A 19718-nucleotide genomic window follows, 5' to 3' on the forward strand; every position below is an offset into this window, starting at 1 on the left:
CTCCAGCAGCGCCCTGTCCGTGCCGTTCAGCTGGATTTGTCTTGGAGAGACACTGTGACGACCCTTCCGCATGTAGCCACAGAGCCGACCACCCCGTGCGTGGCGATGCCGATCATCGATTGCGAGCCGCCGGCACTAGGGCCCGTCGCCTGCCCGCCACCGGTACTGCGCAGGCGGTCCGCAGCGCATCTACGGCCCGTTACCCGGGCCGACGCGCCGCCGCCGGGCGCCGGAACTCCCCTGCCGCCACCGGCGGCCGGCACCTTCGCCGATCTTGCCCTGCGCCGCGTCCTTGAGGTGATCGATCGCAGGCGTCCGGCCTCGCAGTTGCGGGGTGTGCTGGCTCCGGGCCTCGTCGACGCCACTGCCGCACTGGCACGCACACCCCAACCGGGCGGCACTGCAGTGCTGCGCCGGGTGGGCTTGCGCCGGGCCTCCGACTGCGCCGACAACGAGGTCAGCGCGGCCGAGGTGTTCGCCAGCTACACCCGGGGCGCCCGGGTGCGGGCCATTGCGGCACGCATCGAGCTGGTGTGCGACCGCTGGCAGGTGGTGGCCCTGCAGGTGGGTTAGCGCCGCTCAGCGGCTCAGCGGCCGCGGGCCTTGGCGTCGCGCGCCTGCTGACGGGCCGCCTCGCGACGCTCCTTGCGGGTGCCCGGTTCCGTCGCTGCGTGCCGCCCACCGGCGGGCCGCTGCACCTCCGCCGAACCGTCCTCGGACGGCCCGGAATAGGTGAGCCGCGACGAACCGTCTGCTCCGTCGTCGATCCCCTTGGCGTGCAAGCCCGATGGGCGCTGCTTGGTGGCCACTTGACCCTGCGCCTGCTGGGCCGCAGCCGCCGCGAATTCGGCCAGGCCCTGCGACATGGGCTGCGCCGCGGGGGCGGGCGCCGGCGGTGCGGCCTCGACGGCGACGTTGAACAGGAACCCGACCGACTCCTCCTTGAGACCGTCGAGCATCGCGACGAACATGTCGTAACCCTCGCGCTGGTACTCGACCAGCGGGTCACGCTGGGCCATCGCGCGCAGGCCGATGCCCTCCTTGAGGTAGTCCATCTCGTAGAGATGCTCGCGCCACTTGCGGTCGATCACGTTGAGCAGCACATTGCGTTCCAGCTGACGCATCGCGCCCTCGCCACCGATCGCATCGATCTGCTTCTCGCGCTCGGCGTACGCCCGCTCGGCGTCCTCGACCAAGGCGCCGAGCAGTTCGTCGCGGGTCAGCTCACCGGGCTCTCCGACTGCTCCCGAATCGAGGAGATCGTGATGATCGATACCCACCGGGTACAGCGTCTTGAGCGCCTCCCACAGTTTCTCCAGATCCCAGTCCTCCGAGTAACCCTCGGCGGTGGCACCGTCGACATAGGCGGTGACCACGTCGACCAGCATGTCGTGGGCCTGCTTCTGCAGGTTCTCCCCCTCGAGGATCATCCGGCGCTCTTCGTAGATGACCTTGCGCTGCTGGTTCATCACCTCGTCGTACTTGAGGACGTTCTTGCGGACCTCGAAGTTCTGCTGCTCGACCTGGGTCTGTGCGCTCTTGATCGCGCGGGTCACCATCTTGGCCTCGATGGGGACGTCCTCGGGCAGGTTCAGTCGCGTCAGCAGGGTCTCCAGCGTGGCACCGTTGAACCGCCGCATGAGCTCATCACCCAGCGACAGGTAGAACCGCGATTCACCCGGGTCACCCTGACGGCCGGAGCGACCACGCAGCTGATTGTCGATACGTCGTGACTCATGACGCTCGGTACCCAGCACGTAGAGACCGCCGACCGCGATCACTTCCTCGGCCTCGGCCTTGGCTTCGCTCTTGATCGCCTTGACGGTCGACTCCCAGGCGGCGTCGTACTCCTCCGGCGTCTCGACCGGGTCGAGGCCCATATCTTTGAGCCGCTTGTCGGCGAGGAACTCGACGTTGCCGCCCAGCACGATGTCGGTACCGCGGCCGGCCATGTTGGTGGCCACCGTGATGGCTCCACGCCGCCCGGCCTCGGCGATGATGTTCGCCTCCTGCTCGTGGTACTTCGCGTTGAGCACGTTGTGCGGGACCTTGCGCTTGGTGAACTGCCGCGACAGGTACTCCGAGCGTTCCACCGAGGTGGTGCCGATCAGGACCGGCTGCCCCTTCTCATAACGTTCGACGACATCGTCGACGACGGCGATGTACTTGGCCTCTTCGGTCTTGTAGATGAGGTCGGAGGCGTCGACGCGGATCATCGGCCGGTTTGTCGGGATGGCCACCACACCGAGGCCGTAGATCTCGTGCAGCTCGGCGGCCTCGGTCTGGGCGGTACCGGTCATACCGGAGAGCTTGTCGTAGAGCCGGAAGTAGTTCTGCAGCGTGATGGTGGCCAGCGTTTGGTTCTCGGCCTTGATCTCGACGTGCTCCTTGGCCTCGATGGCCTGGTGCATGCCCTCGTTGTAGCGGCGGCCGATCAGCACGCGGCCGGTGAACTCGTCCACGATGAGCACCTCACCGTTGCGGACGATGTACTCCTTGTCGCGCTCGAAGAGTTCCTTGGCCTTCAGCGAATTGTTCAGGTAGCTGACCAGCGGCGAGTTGGCGGCTTCGTACAGGTTGTCGATGCCGAGCTGATCCTCGACGAACTCGACACCGATCTCATGCACGCCGATGGTGCGCTTCTTCAGGTCCACCTCGTAGTGGACGTCCTTCTTCATCAGCGGGGCCAGCCGGGCGAACTCGGAATACCAGTGCGAGGCGCCGTCGGCCGGACCGGAGATGATCAGCGGGGTACGGGCCTCGTCGATGAGGATCGAGTCGACCTCGTCGACGACGGCGAAGTTATGGCCGCGCTGCACCATCTCGGGCACCGAGTGCGCCATGTTGTCGCGCAGGTAGTCGAACCCGAACTCGTTGTTGGTGCCGTAGGTGATGTCGGCCGCGTAGGCGGCGCGGCGCTCATCGGGGGTCAGCCCCGACAGGATGACGCCGACGTCAAGCCCCAGGAAGCGGTGCACACGACCCATCTGCTCGCTATCGCGTTTGGCCAGGTAGTCGTTGACGGTGACGATGTGCACGCCCTTGCCGGACAGTGCGTTGAGGTAGGCCGGCAGCACACCGGTCAGGGTTTTGCCCTCACCGGTCTTCATCTCGGCGACGTTGCCGAAGTGCAGCGCGGCGCCACCCATGATCTGGACGTCGAAGTGGCGCTGGCCCAGCACACGCCAGGCGGCCTCGCGGGCCACCGCGAACGCCTCGGGCAGCAGGTCGTCGAGTTCTGCGCCGTCGGCGACGCGCTTGCGGAACTCGTCGGTCTTGGCACGAAGTTCGGCGTCGGTCAGCTTCTCCACGTCGTCGGACAAGGTGTTCACATAGTCAGCGACCTTTTTGAGGCGCTTGACCATGCGGCCTTCACCGAGACGGAGCAACTTATCCAGCACGCTATTTCCTCTTCAGTGGATGAACATCACAGCAGGTAACTGCGGTCCATCGTAGGTGAACGAAATCGGCGGCCCGGCGAGATACGGCCCGAAGACGCAACGAGCCCCCGGCTGCGCGCCGGGGGCTCGTGCTCGGATCTCGCTCCGTGGGAGTCAGGACAGCCTGATCAGCCCATAGTCGTAGGCGTGTCTGCGGTAGACGACGCTCGGTCGGTCGGATTCCTTGTCGTGGAACAGGAAGAAGTCGTGCCCGACGAGTTCCATCTCGTAGAGGGCGTCATCGACGGTCATCGGCGTGGCCTCGTGCTCCTTGGTACGCACAATCCGGCCGGGTTCGTGATCGTCCACCGCGATCTCGGTCTGCACCGACTCGGGGGCGGTGGTGGGCAGGTCCTGCTCTGGGATCACCGCGGTCGCTTCGTGCAGAGAGACGGGCCTCTTGTCACCGTAGTGAATCTTGCGCCGGTCCTTGCTGCGACGTAGCCGGTTCTCGAGTTTGCAGACCGCCGATTCCAGGGCCGCATAGAAACTGTCGGCGCAGGCTTCCCCGCGTACCACGGGGCCTCGGCCGCGCGCGGTGATCTCGACATGCTGACAATTTTTGCGCTGGCGCCGATTCTTCTCATGGTCGAGTTCGACATCGAAAAGATAGATGGTCTTGTCGAACCGCTCCAGTCGCGCCAGCTTCTCGGAGACGTAGAGGCGGAAGTGGTCGGGAACCTCGACATTGCGGCCCTTGACGACAACGTCGGCGTTGGTGGCCGGCGTGAGGTCCTCGTCTTCGACGACCATGGTAGTGCGATCGGTTTGCACGGATTGGGTTGACATACTTGACAACTCGTTTCTCCTGCGGTGTCGCACGCGCATTGCGTGCCCGGATTGTCAGAACACGCGTCGGCGGGAAAGTGCATATGCGGCGCCCGCCGGCGCAAGGTGTCGAGTGATCACCTCCTACCGCGTCTTGGCAGCCGCTCGGTGCACGGGCGCCCCGGTGAGGGGGTGCCGCCGTGAAACCTTCACGGGTGGTTGGCCCCAACGTAGTCCGTGTTCACCTGACTGTGCCACCAATTTCGCAGACCTGTTTTGAGTTCTTCATCTGACGGCAATCGAAGACATCGTCGCCGCGGGTCATCACGCATTCGCGATGGCGAGCACCGCGTGCACCGACACGCCGGAGGTTTGCAGCGCGTCGACGGATGCACATGCCGTGGCGCCGGTGGTCACCACATCGTCGAGCAGGATCACGGGGACTGCGGGCAACGCGCGGACGCGGACACGGCCCGCCAGATTCCGTTGCCGGTCCGCACTGGAGAGGCCGACCGAATCGCGCGCGAGGCCGGTCAACCGCAGCGCGCGGGTGACCGTGACGCCCGGCAGGGGTGCGACGGCAGTCTCGGCCACCCTGGTGACCGGGTCGCCTCCGCGACGACGGGCCGCCGTCCAGCGCGTCGGTGCGGGCACCACGGTCAGCGGCGTCTCCAGCAGGCCCCAGGTGAGCAGCTGCGTCAGTCCGGTGCGCACCGCCCCTGCCAGCGGCTCCACCAGATCGGCCCGGCCGTGTTCCTTGACCGCGACGATCGCCTGCCTGCGTGCCGCGGCATAGCGGCCCAGCGATAACACCGGCACCCCGGGGTCCAGCCGCGGTGTCACGACGCGGGGGTCGGCGGCCTTGGTACGCAGTTCGGCGGCGCATGCCGGGCACCAGCGCACACCCGGGGTACCACAGCCTCCGCACTCCACCGGCAGCACCAGATCAAGCAGCACGGACCCAGTGTGGCCGTGGCGTCTGACATCCCGTTCCGGACAGACGTGGTGACGGGCCGGCCCGTCACGCAGTCAGCCGGGGAGCACCGGCAACGCCCCGGCGACCATGAGCGGCCGCACCTCGGCCCAGCTCATGTTGTCCTCCGCGGCCGACCCGGACAGCTGCAGCACCCCGCGCTGATCGGCGACGTACACCGTCGACGGATTGGCCGCGACGGTGGTCACCGGCGCCAACAGGTTCTGGGCCGGCCCGTCGGAGTTCACCCCGTCGAGATTGACGTACGACACCGGGTGTGCCGTATCGGTGCGGGTGACGACGATGTCGTCCCCGGTGCGCCAGGACAGCGACACCGCGGTGTCGCCGAGCCCGAAGCCCAGCCGGCGCGGGTAGGTCAGCGCGTACTGCCCACCGGGAGTCTGCTCGACGCCCGCCAGGATCACCTGGCCGTTGATCACCATGGCCGCGCGGGTGCCGTCGCGGGAGAGTTGCAGTTCGGAGATGGGCCCGGAGAACTTGGTCGCGACGGCCGTCGAGTCGACGGGGATGCGCGCGGGCTGCCCCGAGGCCGCCTCCTGGAGCACGCGCACCACATTGTTGCCGTCGACGACGATCCAGATGGCGTCGTCGAGCGACCAGGTGGGCCTGGTCAACGTGCGCCCGTCGATGGCCTGGCCGGTGTCTCCGCCGAGCGGACCGATCCACAGCGATGACGACATGTCGGGGGCGCCGGGTCGCAGCAGTACCACCGTTGCCGCCTCCTGGCCGCTGCGCGACAGCGCCGCCGACACCTGCCCCGGCATCTGCCCGAACGAACCGGGCACCCGGGGTGCGTTCTGGCCGTCCAGGGAGACCATCGATCCACCGATGAGCGCATGCAAGCCCGCCGCGGCACCGTCGGCAGCACCGGGGTCGCTGGCCGCCACATCGGCGGTGTTCCACCCGTCGGCGAATCTGTCGTCGAGGGCGGCGCCGTCGGCGTTGATGACGTACGGTCCGTTGATACCGGCCCGGGACAGCGTCCAGATGATCTGCGCCGCAAGCAGTTGACGGGTGTGCGGATCCGTCGTCGGCAGATTCTCCAGGTCGATGCGGGCGCCCCCGTAGCCGCGTCCGACACCCGTCTTGCCACCGTCGGCCCTGGTCACCGGGCCGCGCAGGCGCAGCGGGGCGGCCAGCAGGTTGCGCACCGTGCGCGCCATCTCCGGACGCGGCCCGGTGGTCAGTTTGGTGACGAGTTCGGTGGCCAACTGGTCGGCGTCGGCGACCGCGACGTAGCGCGGATCGGGTACGACGGTCTTGCCGGTGGGGTCGGAGAAATACAGCGTGCTGCGCTTATAGGTCTGCTGGAACTGCTGCCAGTCCAGGAAGACACCGTTGGGCAGTTTGTCGATGCGCCAGCCGCCCGGGGTCTTCACCAGTTCGATCGAACCCGGGTCGGGCAAGGCGCCCTCCGCGGTCTCGAACACCCCGACGTCGGACAGCGAACCCAGCATGTCGGCCCGCATGTTTACCGAAACCCGTTCGGGTCCACGGGTTTCCACGAACACGACCCGGTCGATCAGCAGGGCACTACCGGCGTCGTCCCAGCCACGTGAGGCCGATTCGGTGAGAAACTGCCTGGCCGCCAGATGCCGGTTGGCGGGATCGGCGGTCGCCTTGAGGAATTCGCGCAACAACACATCGGGGTCCATGCCCGGGGTGGGCGTGGGCAGGCTCGGCGGGGCGGGCCGGTCGACGGTGCCGATCGCCTGTGGGGACGACGAACTCGGTACGCCGGCGCAGCCGGCCAGCGAAACGATCAGCACCACAAGCCACGTCAAGGCCGGCAGGCGCTTCACACGCCCTCCCCCGCCGGTTCGCGTTCCCGGCGTGCGGGTGCGGCCTGATCGACGGGTTTGAGCGGCAGCGGGCTGGTGGTCACCTTGTGACCGCGCACCAGCGGCAGGGTGAGCCGGAAGCATGCACCCTTACCCGGTTCGCCCCAGGCCTCCAGCCGACCCTGGTGCAGCCGGGCGTCCTCGATGCTGATCGCCAACCCCAGCCCCGTGCCGCCGGATCGGCGCACCCGGGACGGGTCCGACCGCCAGAACCGGCTGAACACCAACTTCTCCTCACCAGGGCGCAGACCGACGCCGAAGTCGCGGACGGTCACGGCGACGGTGTCCTCGTCGGCGGCCATCCGGATCTGCACCGGCTTGTGCTCGGCGTGGTCGATCGCGTTGGCGATGAGGTTGCGCAGAATGCGTTCCACCCGACGGGGATCCACCTCGGCGATCACCCCGGCCAACGGCATGTCGACGTCCAGTTCGATACCTGCGTCGGCGGACAGGTGCCCCACGTTGTCCAGCGCGCTCTGCACCACCGACTGCAGGTCGACCGCTTCCACGGCCAGCTCGGCGACGCCGGCATCGTGGCGGGAGATCTCCAGCAGATCGGCGAGCAGGGTCTCGAAGCGGTCGAGTTCGTTGACCATCAGCTCGGTGGAACGCCGCAGCGCCGGGTCCAGGTCCTCGCTGTGGTCATAGATCAGGTCCGCCGCCATCCGCACCGTCGTCAACGGCGTGCGCAGCTCGTGACTGACGTCAGAAGTGAAGCGGCGCTGCAGGTTTCCGAATTCTTCGAGCTGGGTGATCTGCCTGCTGAGGCTCTCGGCCATATCGTTGAAGGACACCGCCAGCCGCGCCATGTCGTCCTCGCCGCGCACCGGCATGCGTTCGGTGAGATGGCCTTCGGCGAACCGCTCGGCGATCCGCGACGCCGACCGCACCGGCAGCACGATCTGGCGTGCCACGAGCAGCGCGATCGCCGCGAGCAGTCCGAGCAGCACGACGCCGCCGGTGGCCATGGTGCCGCGCACCAGCGAGATGGTCGATTCCTCGTTGGTCAGCGGAAAGATCAGGTAGAGCTCCAGGTTGGTGACCTGTGAGGATGTCGGGCTGCCGACGATCAACGCGGGACCGGAGAAGCCGTCGGTGTGCACTCCGGCGTACTGGTAGCTGACCTGGCCGGCCTTGACGAAATCGCGTAATTCCTTGGGCACCTGCTGTACCGGTCCGGCCGCGGTGGCGGCGCGGGGTCCGTCGCCGGGCACCACGAGAACGGCGTCGAAGGCACCGGCCAGCCCCGCACCGGTGTCGACCTTGCGGTCGATGAGGGTGTTGCGCGCGAGTTGCAGGCTGCTGTCGAGGGATCGGGTCTCCTCGCCACCGACGATGCCACTGACGGTGTTGCGGGCCCGTTCGATCTCCTCGGTCGCGGCCCTGACCTTGACCTCGAGAATACGGTCGGTGATCTGACTGGTGAGCACGAAGCCGAGCACCAGGATGACCGCCAGCGACAACCCGAGCGTCAGGCTGACCACTCGCAGCTGCAAGGATCGCCGCCACGCGAAACCGACTGCCCGGCCGAGCGCGGCCAGACCCCGCACCATCGGGCCCGAGCCGCGGAAGCGGCTGCGGACGCGACGCCGCGAGCCGAAGATCACGGCGGTCCGGCCTTGTATCCCACTCCTCGAACGGTCAGCACCACCTGCGGGTTCTCCGGGTCGGTCTCGACCTTGGCCCGCAACCGCTGGACATGCACGTTCACCAAACGGGTGTCGGCTGGGTGACGGTATCCCCACACCTGTTCGAGCAGCACATCACGAGTAAACACCTGCCGCGGTTTGCGTGCCAGCGCCACCAGCAGGTCGAACTCCAGGGGCGTGAGGGAGATCTGTTCCCCCGCACGGGTCACCTTGTGTGCGGGCACATCGATGTCGATGTCGTGGATGGAGAGCAGCTCGGCGGGCTCGTCGTCGTTGCGGCGCAGCCGGGCCCGGACGCGCGCCACCAACTCTTTGGGTTTGAACGGCTTCATCACGTAGTCGTCGGCGCCGGACTCCAGGCCCAGCACCACGTCCACGGTGTCGGTCTTGGCCGTCAGCATGACGATCGGCACGCCGGAGTCGGCGCGCAGCACGCGGCACACGTCGATTCCGTTCATGCCGGGCAACATCAGGTCGAGCAGCACGAGGTCGGGGCGCAGTTCGCGCACCGCGGTGAGGGCCTGGGTGCCGTCGCCGATGACCGCGGTGTCGAAACCCTCCCCACGCAGCACGATGGTGAGCATCTCGGCCAGGGAGGGGTCGTCGTCCACGACCAGGATCCGTTGCCTCATGGGCCCCATCGTGTCACCAAATCGTGACAAACCGCCGGTGCCACACCGCGTCAGTTTCGACCTATGCGAGGAGGGTCGCGGCCAGTTGCCCCGGATGGATATCCGGGGCGGCCACCGCCCACCGGCCGGCCCAGTCGGCAGCGGCCAGCGCGCGGTACACCTCACCGGTCCGGCGTTGCAGTCCGCCGTCACGCTCGTAGGCGTCGCGGGCGCGGTCGGCTTCCTGCGCCGCGCGGGACACCGCGCGCTGCTCGGCCAGCTCCACGGGGACGTCGAGCAGCACCTGCCAATCCGGGCCGGGCAGGTTCAGCCGGCCGAATTCGAGGTCACGCACCCAGGCCACCACCTCCCCGTCGGCGTGCTGATGCAGCCGGGCCGCGCTGTAGGCGGCATTCGACGCCACGTAGCGGTCCAGGATGACGACATCGTGAGAATCCTTGCGGCGGTTGATCTCGTCGCGGGCGCCGGCCCGGTCGAGGGCGAACAACGTCGCCATCGCGTACACCGAGTCGGCCAGGTCGCCATGGCCGCCGTGCAGCGCCTCGGCGGCCAGGTCGGCGTGGATCGATTCGCCGTACCGGGGGAAGGCCATCGTGGTGACGGTTTTCCCGCGGGCCTCGAAGTCCGCCCGCAGGCCCTCGGTCAGAGTTCGCTTGCCGGCGCCGTCCAGACCTTCGATGACGATGAGCACGGGGCGAGCGTAACTGGTGCATCAGGGTGCCCTCGGGGGCGAATAAGCTGCACAGTGGTGTCGGCCGTCCGATGACGCGGGGGTGAGATGGAACGTCCGGTCGAAGTTGTCGTGTCCGAACTGCATCTTGCCGCGAACCGGCTGCGGGAGGCGGGACAGCGCTTGCAGGACGGCCTGTCCAGCGTGGACCTCGAAACCCGGGAGCTCTTGGGGTCAGGCTGGAAAGGCGACGCCGCGTCCGCCTACTCCACCGCGTGGGACCAGTGGCACCACGGTGCGGGCCAGGTGGTCCGCGGGGTGCAGACCATGTCGGACCTGCTGAGGGTGGCCGGCGATCAATACGACAGAACCGACGAGCAGGCCGCCGGTGCGGTTGCGTCGTCGTTCCCCGCGTCGGGTGCCGGTGACGGTCAGGGCACTCCGGCGGGCTCTCCAGCGACCGGCGCGACGGCGCAGCCCTCGACGGGTGCGGCGTCCGGTCCCTCAGGATCGTCCGACGCACTGTCGTCTTCGGTAGGGCGAGTGGGGCAGGTCGGTGGGCAGGTGGCCTCCGGGCTGGCACAGGCCGGTCAAACGGCCGGCGCCATGGTGACGCAGGCCGCACAGGCAGCGGCCGGGGTGGCGCAACAGGTCGGCCAGACCATCGAGCAGGCGGTCGAGAAAGCCGCCGAGACAGCCAAGGACGCCAAGGGCCCGGAAGACCATGACGGGGCTGCGCCCGGCGATCACAGTCCCACGGGGGCACCGGTCGAGCCGCCCGCTGACTCCCAGACGCCCGGCCGCGAGGTGCCGCAGTGACTCAACTGGTGGTCGATTTCGGGAAGATGCAGGCGGCAATCGAGCACATGCAGGCGTTCGAGCGTGAAGTCACCGAATGCCTGGAGGACATCGACCGCACGATGGCCACGCTGCGCACGTCCTGGCATGGCGAAGGTTCGGATGCGCAGGCGCAGGCTCAGCAGCAATGGGAGGACGGCGCCGAGCAGATGAAGTCGGCGCTGAAGCAATTGCGGTCCATCGCCCAGGCGGCCGAAAAGAACTACACGGAAGCCGTCACCAAGAACGGCGCGATGTGGGGGTAGTCGCCTCGGCGCACGGCCGGATCGACGTCGACCCGGATGTCCTGATCGATGCCGGCAAGCGCGTCGAATCGCTCGGGTCACAACTGGGGATGTTGTGCGACTCGTTGAGTTCCGCTCTGGGAGGCGGCATCTCCTCAGGTGCGGATACGGCCGGGCTGAGTTTCGCTCTCGATTACGGGCGCCAGGCACAGGATTTCGCCGATACGCTCGCCAAGGCGGCGAATGCGTACAAGGCCGTTGGGCGGATGCTTCAAGCCACGGGCTACAACTACAAAAACGCCGATGCGGGGTCGACCATCGGTGGTCATGGTGCGCCCGGCGCCGTAGGTCCACAGCCGAGCGACACCGTGGCCGGTGATATGCCTGCGGGCCCGAACGGGGTCATGGTCCCGCCGCCCACCATGTGGTACCTCGTCGAGCCGCTGCTGCTGACGCTGCCCGGCCTGGGATTGTTCGGGGCGGCAATGACCTGGCCGTCCGGGAACGCGGCAATGATGAATGTGCTTGCCGCCCAATGGCGTAACTTTGCGACGGGGTTCGCCATCTTTCAATCCGAGTTGAACGGACTCAAGCCTGCTGTCGCCGCCCAGGACATCCCCGAAGGCGCGAAGATCGGCGAGGCCTTCGACTCCATCGGCGAGGCCATGGCGTGCCTGACGACCACGGCTTCGGATTTGGCCCAGCACATCACCAGTTTCGCTCGGGAGGTGCAGCAGACCCAAGATGCCATTCGCCGATTGCTGGATCGACTGTCACTGTCGGGTTTGTGGGACACCGTCACCGACTTCTTCAGCGGCGACGGAATGAAAGTCCTGCGCGAGGTCGCACACGATGTGGGCACCGTGCTGAGCAATTTCCAGCGCCAGGTCGAGGGAATTGTCGGTCTGCTCAACGAACTCAAGAATCTCATCAGCGATGCCGCAGACGCATTCGAGAAGTGGGTCCGGCCCGTCCTGGTGGCGCAGTTCGGCGACGGCGTGGGCAATGCCCTGGCCGATGCCGTCACGCTCTACACCGATTTCGAGGTCGGTATCGCGAACGGCCTGATCAATACGGTGTCCGGCGTGGTGTCGATGGCCAACCCGGAGATGTGGGAGGGCCTGGCCAAGACGGCATGGGCAGTGGCCAACGATCCGTCGAAGGCACCGGGCGTGCTGGCCGAGATGGGCAAGCAGTTCATCGCCTTGGACCAGTGGACAGGTGACCATCCGGCCCGCGGCGCGGGTGAGGCGGCGTTCAACATCGGTTCCTTGTTCGTGCCCGGTGGCGCGCTGTCGAAGACGGGCAGCGTCGCCAAGAGTCTGAACATGACCAGGCGAATCTTGGATGAAGGTCGCCTGCCCAAGCTCGGGGAGATCGGCCCGTGGAGTCGGGGCGCACCCAGCGTCGAGGGTCTGGGTGATCTCCCTGGCGGACAACGGGTTCCAGATGTTCCCGAGGTCCGGCCCGGTGCGATTCCCGATTCGCTCGTGGGCCCGAGCGCACCTCATGGCATCGACGCGCCCACCGCCCCGCGCGGACTCGTGGGGCCGTCCGGGCCGCCCGATCCGCCAGGGCCGCAGAGCACCCCTGGTGGACCTCACCAAGGAACGGGTGGCGGTGACGGTCCCCCGCCGGAGCCGCCCGGGCGTTCCGTTCCGCCTTCGGATTCCGGCCCGGGGCGCGTCGACGGTCCGTCGCCGGAGTCCTCCGCTTCGCCGCACTCCCCTGACTCTTCGGCACCGCCTGCGCCCACGCATGTGCCCGAATCGCCCAGTCCGACTGGCACGCACGAAGCCCCGCGAGCGCCGTCGGAGTCGACGCCCGCCGCGCCGGCACATGCGCCTGAGTCACGCGTGCCGGAGTCCAACCCGCATGCGTCGGAGACAGGTCCGCGCCCAGTCGAGCACCAGGGCGGCCCCGGTGGCGGCGAGAACCACTCGCCTGCCGGCCACGATGCGCCGACTGCCAGCCACACTCCGGTCGAGCACCAGCCGACGATGGAACGGCCCGTTGGGCACGAGGCGCCGGCGGTGCACGAACCCAGCACGCACGAACCAGCGGCGCATCAGCCCACCTCACCTGACTCCGTCGACCACGGTTCGGCTCAGACCCCGACAGACCGCAACGGGGGACAGCATTCTGCGCCGGCGCCCATGATCGGCGGCATGCCGATGGCACCGCATGCCGCGGGCGGCATGCACGGTCCGACCGACGCGCCGAGTCGTACGCCGACCCCCGAGACCCCGGCGCGCAGCCCCGAAACCCGGGCACCGCAGGGCAACACACCAGAGAGCCCGCGCGCCCAGTCGCCCAGCGGCGCCGGGCCGTCGGTTGAGCGCTCGCCCCAGGCGCCGGTGAAGCCGGCGGCGGCGCATGAGCCGGGCGCGGCTACAGCGACCCCGCGGCCCGGGCCAGAGACACACGCGCCGAGAGCGGGAGAAGGTACACCCACTCCCCCGATTCACGAGACGCCCCATGCAGGTGACCCCTCTGGACATCACCCCGATCCATCGGGCTCCAGTCATGAACCCGGTGGCGGCCAACATCCTGACCCGGATCCGACTGGCCCAGTGGGCAATCCGGCGAACGACCGTATCTACGGCCCGCATCAACTGGATCGTGTCGAGGACCCTGCGTATCAGACCGCGGTAGAGAATGCCCTGCGCGACCCGCACGGTGACTACCTCAGGCACGCCGATCCGCGAACAAACGACTACGGCAACCTGATCAACGATGGCGGCCCGACCGTCGACGGTCGGGCCAATAACTGCCTCGACTGTTCTCTTTCGGCATTGTCATCGTTCCGCGGCGAACCGACCGTAGCGGCGCCACGATTCCTAGACGAGTTGCCAGACGGCAGGATTGATCGAGAATCGGGTGAACGAAATGGGCTAGACCGTGCCAAAAACTGGCTCGGCGAAGGGCTCTTGGAGTTTCCTGGGCACGCGCTTGTCGACCAATTCGATCTGCTTCATCGGTACATTGACCACCTCGGCCCAGGATCGGCCGCCTTGGTCGTCAATGGCTGGCACGGGCGTGATCTGCTAACTGGGGAGTTTCTTTTCGATGCCCATGGCGAGCCGATCACGCACGGATCCCACGCAACGGTCATCCTGCACCCCGAGGGCGGCGGGGGTCCGGTGTGGTGGGATCCCCAGCAAGGACTGACCTCCGATCGACCTCCCGCATGGATGGTGGGCCAGTCGACGTACCTCAATTTCACCCCGATCGAACCAAGCCTAGGAGTGCATCATGGTGGAACTGGCCACCCGGGAACAGACGCAGGCGTATCTGGCACAGATGTCACCCACCGAGACGTTCCACGTGCAACCGTTTCAGCACGGGTGGGTGGCGACGAAAGTGCTTACCCCGGAACAGATGGCCTCGGGCCAGTCGGTGGGTCTGGCTCGGCTGGTGATCGATTCGGAGACGGGGATCGTCTATCAGTACCCGAGTTGGTCGGAGACCATGGTGGCCGAGGCGTACACGACGTTCAAGGAGACGGGGTTCAACCGGGGCGCGAACCAGATCTATCCGTATCAGTGGGAGATCACGATTCGACGCACGCAGGAGGACGCGGAGAAGATCGTCTATCAACTGACGGCGGAGTCTCTGACCGATCCACCCGAACCGACCCAGCAACACCCGCTGACCATCGAGAAGAACTCTTACCTGTCCGATCCGAGGGATCCGCTGTCCAAGGTGGCGGCGTCGCACGCGAGATGGGTCAGCGACCAGAATCAGGGAGCGTGGCCGGAGACGGACACCATGCACCGATAATTGCCGATGGCAACGAACCCGTCTCCAACGAGCCTTCGGGTTCCGACAATCCAGCACAAGACAGTGAGCAACGGGAACTGAGTGCGGGCCGCACTGAAGGAAGCCCCGCCCCCGGAGAGCAATCTGCTCATACCGGCGCCGATTCGGAAAGCAACGCCGTCAATTCAGATGAAGGGACACATGCCGACTATTCGGACACTGGCGGTGTCCCCATCAGTAGGGAGAAGTTTGACGAGATCCTCGCCACCGAAAAGGGGCAGCGACCACCGCCCGAGACCTATTTGCCTGCTGAGTACATCGCCGAACACCTTCAGAACTTCGAGGACGGCGCGTCACGGATCTTGATCCGAAGCAGCTATGAGGAATACGGCATCGGGAAACCAGATCCGGGTAGGAGCGAGTTCGTCTTGACCAACGCTGATGCAAAGGCAATGCTCGACGAGTCCGGCGGCGATCCAATCAAACTCGCTCAGAAGCTCGGCATTCCTGAAGATCAGCTAGCCAATGACAGCCTCGTCATCGTCCACTTCCACCCAACGAGCTCGTACGCTTCGCACATGCCTTCAGGCAACGAGTGGGGTGCCAATGACCAGTGGCTCCCCGGCGGAAGGCTTCCAAAGGGAGACTTGGAGGCAATCGTTCACACGGAAGACATGGCCAAAGGGCGCGATTACACGGTGATCGATATAGCGACAGGAGACGTACTGTAGTGGAAGTAACTCGAGTGGCGATGAATCCATGGGACTTCACGCTCTATAGGTCTACCAACGGCGACCTCATCCTGAAGGTGATTTTCAGCGAGGGTGAGTACAAGACCGATATCGGCCGGTACTTCCTCATCAACTCCCTGAAGGTCGACGTAAACAACATCGAACAACTGAAATCACTCGCAGCCCGAATCCGAGAAGACTATCCCGCAGTACCCCATCAAGAGATCGCCAAGTCAGACGTGATCATCGTCAAGTAGGTGAGGTGGCATGTCCTCTGATGGCCGGGCCCCTCTGAAAACCCCTTGCCCCCACCCACCCCATCCCGGACCCTGGACCCATGTACGTCCCCGCACATTTCGCCCCCGACGATGACGCCGTCCGTGAGCTGCTCACCCACCACGGCGCCGCCGATCTGATCACGGCGACACCGGAGGGCCTGGTCGCGACGATGTTGCCGTTCGTCTACGACGCCGAGCACCGGACGCTGCTGGGACATCTGGCGCGCAACAACCCGCAGTGGCAGTTGCCCGTCCTGGGCGAGGCGATGGTCATCGTCCGTGGCGCCGACTCCTACATCAGCCCCAGCTGGTACCCGTCCAAGGCCGAGCACGGCCGCGTGGTGCCCACCTGGAACTACTTGACTGCCCACGTCTACGGCACCGTCACCATTCACGACGATCCGGCCTGGCTCGACGCTCTGGTGCGCCGACTCACCGACAAGCACGAAGCGAACCGTCCGCGCCCCTGGAGCGTCGATGACGCGCCCGAGAAGTTCCTCACCGGGCAGCTGCGGGCCATCGTCGGCGTCGAGATCAACATCAGCCGGATAGAGGCCAAGTTCAAGCTGAGCCAGAATCGGCCCGCCGCCGATATCGACGGAGTCATCAACGGGCTCAAGGAATCCGGGGACGAGGAGAGCGCCGCAGCAGTCGAACGCTGGTCAGGGAATGATCGGTAGCGTGACCGACGACGGGTGCGCGGGATCATGCAGGATGGTCTGCACGGCCGGCACCGTCACGGTGTCCTGCCCGAACGGCGCCCCGGTGTTCGGGTTCGGTGCGAACTGCGGGTAGTCGCTGCTGGAAATCTCCAGCCGCACCCGGTCCCCGGACCTGAACTCATAACTCGTGGGCCAGATCTGGATGTGCAGCTCATATGGCTGACCGGCCACCATCGGTGTGGGCTGCGACAGCGAGTCCCGGAAAGCGGTCCGCAGGATGCCGTTGTTCAGGTTGACGGCCTGCCCGTCGGGTTTCACCACGACAAGCTTGGCAGTGAAGTCGGTGTCGACAGCCGAGGACTGCGCCCACAGTGTCACCGACACCGGCCCGGTGATCTCGGTGTCGTGCGTCATCGGCGCCGAGTCGTAGACCAACACATCAGAACGCTGCTCGACCGGCGTCTGATCGTAGGGGCCCTGTGGCCCCGACTTCGCGCCGCAGCACGAGTGCCCGCCGAGGCTCGGCGCCGGGTAGGCCGGGTCATAGGTGTAGGTATCCGGCCCCTGCGCCGCCGGTAAGACCGGCAACAGCGATCCCTTACGCTCGGCCGATCCCCCATTGCCCGACAGATACCAGTTGGCCCATTCCGTCTGCGGCAGTGGCCAACCCGACGACTGCCGCCAACTGTTGGCACCCATGACGAAGTAATCGACCCGCGGCTTGCCGCCGATGCCGTTGTCGGCGCCTTTGAGGAAGTGGTCGAACCACTGCAACATCAACTCGTTGATGGGGCTGTTGCCGACGGGACCGATATCGGCGAGCATCGGCGCGGGGCGCGAGTCCGGCCGACCCCATGCCACGTGATCCCACGGCCCGATCACCAGCCGCTGATTGGCGCGGGCGGTCTCGCTCCCGCCGCGAGTAGTCATTCCGGTGAAGTTCTCCACCCCGCCAGCGAGAAACGCGTCATACCAGCCCTCCACATCCAGTACCGGGATACGCACCGACGGATAGCGGTCCCGGATGCTGACCGACTTCCAGAAATCGTCACGGGTGCCGTGCCGGATCCAGTCGAAGTACCACGGCGCGACCGCGGGGTTCTGCGGCTGCAGCGGCGGAAGGTCTTTGAACGGACGGAAATTCAGCCACCGGGTCTGTTCTCCCTCGGCCGCCTCCAGACGGGCCAGCGCGGACAGGTCGTTGCGGTTGCGCGCGGCGGTGATGGCGATCGATCCGATGGCCCACGGCTGGACGAACGCCAGCCGGAACTCACCGCCCTCATAGGTCCAGCCGTCGAAGTAGTCCGATGCGGTGTTGGCCGGAACGATGGTCACCAGATGAGGCGGTGCCGTCACGGCGCCGAGCCACTGGGTGGCGCCGACATAGGACGACCCGTACATGCCGACTTTGCCGCTCGAGCCGGGCAGCGCCGCCGCCCGTTCGACCGAGTCATACCCGTCGTCCATGTCATGGGTGAACTCGCTGAACGTGCCGCCGGATGCGCCCTGACCCCGGACATCCTGCACCACAACGAGATAACAATGGGAGGCGAACCAATCCGGCGGCTGATACCGATCCGGCTCATCCTGGGCCCCGGACTTCCCGTACTGCGTGCGCATCAGGATCACCGGCACGGCGTCGGCGCTCCTGGGCCGGTAGACGTCGGCGCGCAGCACGGTGCCGTCCCGCATGGTCGCGGGCACATCGTGTTCGGTGTCCACGGCGCAGGGTCCCCGGCCGGCCGCAGCCGGGAAGGGCGACAAAATGCCGCCCCTGGTCGGCCCGCAGGCGCTTGCCAGGAGCATCACCGTCACAAGGATGGCGGCGGCTCGCACATTCGGCAGCCTAGCCCTGCGTCAGTACGTCCCGCAGTTGGGCGCGGTCGGCACTCCGTTGAACCGGTCGGCGATCCACTGCATCGCCGGTTCCCCGTCGACCAGCATGGGTAGCGCGTGGTTGATGATTGCCTTGTTCAGAAACGGCGGCTGCTCATTGGTACGGAACTCCACATCGGCACCCTTGTCGCACCAGTCCCTGGCCATCTGATTGGCCGCCGTCCACGGCACCAGAGGGTCAAACCTGTTGCTGTTGACCAGAACCGGCGCATTGGGCCGCAACGTGCCGATGCGCTGCAGGTCGAACAGCCCCTTGAAGGCCGGTTCGGCCATCAGTTCCTCGATGGGCTCGTTGAAATAGGGCTGCAGGTGCCGGAACATGAACTTCATCAGCGTCTCGGCGATGCACTGGTCCTTGACCTTGGCCAGCAGATCCTCGCCACGCGGCGTCAGCTTGGACCTGATCAGGGGCTCTGCCTCAGGATACGACTGCATGATGCCGTTGAGCGCGTATCCGACCACCCCGACCAGGGCACTCCCGTCGGCAAAGGGCATCAACTCGGCCAGATCTGCCGGCGGCGCACCCGCATACGATCCGACGATGTTGAGGTCCGGGGCATAGCTGGAGGCCAATTCGGCGGCCGAGGCTGCCGCCCCGCCACCCTGGGAATAGCCCCAGAAGGCCGTGGGCCCACCGGGACTCAGCGAGGTGCCGGGCAGTAGCCGCGCCGCGCGGGCGGCATCCAGCATGGCGTGCCCCTCGGAGAGCCGGTTGACGTAGGTGTGCGTGACACCGATGGTGCCCAGCCCCTCGTAGTCGGTCATCAGGATGGCGAACCCGCGCGCGACCATGGTGGCCACGAACATCTCTTCGTAGTTGAACGTGAAATCCAGATACGGCGACCAATGGATGCCCTGGTTGAACTGTCGCGATGGTGCGCACTGGTCGCCTTGCCCCTGGGTGCCTGGACCGTAGACGATGAGTGGCCGCGGCCCCTGGCCCGGCCAGGCGTTATCGGGCTCGAAGTAGGTCCCGGTGACCACGTCGGGGTTGCCGCGGGCGTCGGTCGACAGGTACATCACCCGGGTCCCGGTAGCCATGATGGCCCCGAGCTGGCCCGACGGTTCCAGCACCAACCGCGATGGTTCGGTGCGCACCAGGTCGCCCGGCTTACCGGCGGGCAACGGATTCGGTGGCGTGTAGAAGTCGGTGTATTCGTCCTCGTTGTAGTACGGATACCAGTCGTCCGCCGCCGCCCGCGGGACGAAACCCGTTGCCAGACAACCGGAAAAACCGACCAAAAACACGACCAGTAGACCAACCCCGACCCGAATCACTACCGGACAGTAACAGTCCGGTCACCGAATGGACA

15 protein-coding genes and 1 pseudogene are annotated in these 19718 nt (G+C 66.6%); 7 read left to right on the plus strand and 9 right to left on the minus strand.

Features of this window, described 5'->3' with window-relative positions; all coding sequences use genetic code 11:
* Positions 1-105 precede the first annotated feature (105 nt).
* Complete coding sequence (locus H7J86_RS07695; RefSeq protein ID WP_090355760.1) at positions 106-573, plus strand: Rv3235 family protein; 468 nt, start codon at positions 106-108, stop codon at positions 571-573.
* 14 nt (positions 574-587) lie between these two features.
* Here H7J86_RS07695 and secA read toward each other — a convergent pair whose 3' ends face one another.
* The 7 genes from secA to H7J86_RS07730 form a co-directional block, all read right to left on the minus strand.
* Complete coding sequence (gene secA / locus H7J86_RS07700) at positions 588-3401, minus strand: preprotein translocase subunit SecA (RefSeq protein ID WP_090355762.1); 2814 nt, start codon at positions 3399-3401, stop codon at positions 588-590.
* 153 nt (positions 3402-3554) lie between these two features.
* Positions 3555-4193: a ribosome hibernation-promoting factor, HPF/YfiA family gene (hpf, locus tag H7J86_RS07705; protein WP_170847178.1), complete on the minus strand. Its 639-nt coding sequence runs from the start codon at positions 4191-4193 to the stop codon at positions 3555-3557.
* A 339-nt stretch (positions 4194-4532) separates the two neighbouring features.
* Complete coding sequence (locus tag H7J86_RS07710; RefSeq protein ID WP_090356259.1) at positions 4533-5162, minus strand: ComF family protein; 630 nt, start codon at positions 5160-5162, stop codon at positions 4533-4535.
* Between the two features lie 75 nt (positions 5163-5237).
* Entirely contained in the window at positions 5238-7004 is a 1767-nt protein-coding gene (lpqB, locus tag H7J86_RS07715; protein WP_187098623.1) for an MtrAB system accessory lipoprotein LpqB, read from the minus strand.
* Positions 7001-8650, minus strand: a complete 1650-nt coding sequence (mtrB, locus tag H7J86_RS07720; protein WP_267290245.1) for an MtrAB system histidine kinase MtrB — start codon at positions 8648-8650, stop codon at positions 7001-7003. Before mtrB ends, lpqB begins: the two co-directional genes overlap by 4 nt.
* Complete coding sequence (gene mtrA, locus H7J86_RS07725) at positions 8647-9333, minus strand: two-component system response regulator MtrA (RefSeq protein ID WP_090355772.1); 687 nt, start codon at positions 9331-9333, stop codon at positions 8647-8649. Before mtrA ends, mtrB begins: the two co-directional genes overlap by 4 nt.
* A gap of 52 nt (positions 9334-9385) precedes the next feature.
* Positions 9386-10015 (minus strand): dTMP kinase, encoded by a 630-nt coding sequence (locus H7J86_RS07730; protein ID WP_267290247.1) that lies wholly within the window; start codon positions 10013-10015, stop codon positions 9386-9388.
* A 111-nt stretch (positions 10016-10126) separates the two neighbouring features.
* Here H7J86_RS07730 and H7J86_RS07735 point away from each other — a divergent pair, with 111 nt between their 5' ends.
* The 6 genes and pseudogenes from H7J86_RS07735 to H7J86_RS07755 all read left to right on the plus strand — a co-directional run bounded on the left by H7J86_RS07735 (position 10127) and on the right by H7J86_RS07755 (position 16527).
* Positions 10127-10813 (plus strand): WXG100 family type VII secretion target, encoded by a 687-nt coding sequence (locus H7J86_RS07735; RefSeq protein ID WP_372517229.1) that lies wholly within the window; start codon positions 10127-10129, stop codon positions 10811-10813.
* Positions 10810-11097 carry a WXG100 family type VII secretion target gene (locus H7J86_RS07740; protein WP_235632770.1) on the plus strand — a complete coding sequence of 96 codons (288 nt, stop codon included), beginning with the start codon at positions 10810-10812 and terminating at the stop codon, positions 11095-11097. Before H7J86_RS07735 ends, H7J86_RS07740 begins: the two co-directional genes overlap by 4 nt.
* Positions 11098-11561: 464 nt before the next feature.
* A pseudogene (locus H7J86_RS33720) lies at positions 11562-14231 on the plus strand (toxin glutamine deamidase domain-containing protein); the annotation flags it as partial.
* A gap of 148 nt (positions 14232-14379) precedes the next feature.
* Entirely contained in the window at positions 14380-14859 is a 480-nt protein-coding gene (locus H7J86_RS33725) for an SUKH-4 family immunity protein (RefSeq protein ID WP_504928624.1), read from the plus strand.
* Between the two features lie 730 nt (positions 14860-15589).
* On the plus strand, positions 15590-15826 hold the full coding sequence (locus H7J86_RS07750; RefSeq protein ID WP_267290253.1) for a hypothetical protein: 237 nt from the start codon (positions 15590-15592) through the stop codon (positions 15824-15826).
* 80 nt (positions 15827-15906) lie between these two features.
* Complete coding sequence (locus H7J86_RS07755) at positions 15907-16527, plus strand: FMN-binding negative transcriptional regulator (RefSeq protein ID WP_267290255.1); 621 nt, start codon at positions 15907-15909, stop codon at positions 16525-16527.
* Here the strand turns inward: H7J86_RS07755 and H7J86_RS07760 are convergent.
* Together H7J86_RS07760 and H7J86_RS07765 are read right to left on the minus strand one after the other, a co-directional pair.
* The gene (locus H7J86_RS07760; RefSeq protein WP_267290632.1) at positions 16510-18315 is read right to left on the minus strand and encodes a CocE/NonD family hydrolase; all 1806 of its coding nucleotides are present in this window, start codon (positions 18313-18315) and stop codon (positions 16510-16512) included. The genes H7J86_RS07755 and H7J86_RS07760 overlap by 18 nt on opposite strands.
* Before the next feature lie 51 nt (positions 18316-18366).
* Positions 18367-19659, minus strand: a complete 1293-nt coding sequence (locus tag H7J86_RS07765) for a lipase family protein (RefSeq protein WP_372517244.1) — start codon at positions 19657-19659, stop codon at positions 18367-18369.
* Positions 19660-19718: the final 59 nt, after the last annotated feature.

Source organism: Mycobacterium hackensackense, from assembly GCF_025822555.1.
GTDB lineage: Bacteria > Actinomycetota > Actinomycetes > Mycobacteriales > Mycobacteriaceae > Mycobacterium > Mycobacterium fluoranthenivorans.

Bases quoted from the DNA above. Each gene is read 5' to 3' on its own strand.
- H7J86_RS07695 (WP_090355760.1), top strand. From the start codon at position 106: ATGCCGATCATCGATTGCGAGCCGCCGGCACTAGGGCCCGTCGCCTGC.
- hpf (WP_170847178.1), bottom strand. From the start codon at position 4,193: ATGGTCGTCGAAGACGAGGACCTCACGCCGGCCACCAACGCCGACGTT.
- mtrA (WP_090355772.1), bottom strand. From the start codon at position 9,333: ATGGGGCCCATGAGGCAACGGATCCTGGTCGTGGACGACGACCCCTCC.
- H7J86_RS33725 (WP_504928624.1), top strand. From the start codon at position 14,380: ATGTCACCCACCGAGACGTTCCACGTGCAACCGTTTCAGCACGGGTGG.
- H7J86_RS07750 (WP_267290253.1), top strand. From the start codon at position 15,590: ATGAATCCATGGGACTTCACGCTCTATAGGTCTACCAACGGCGACCTC.
- H7J86_RS07755 (WP_267290255.1), top strand. From the start codon at position 15,907: ATGTACGTCCCCGCACATTTCGCCCCCGACGATGACGCCGTCCGTGAG.
- H7J86_RS07760 (WP_267290632.1), bottom strand. From the start codon at position 18,315: ATGCTCCTGGCAAGCGCCTGCGGGCCGACCAGGGGCGGCATTTTGTCG.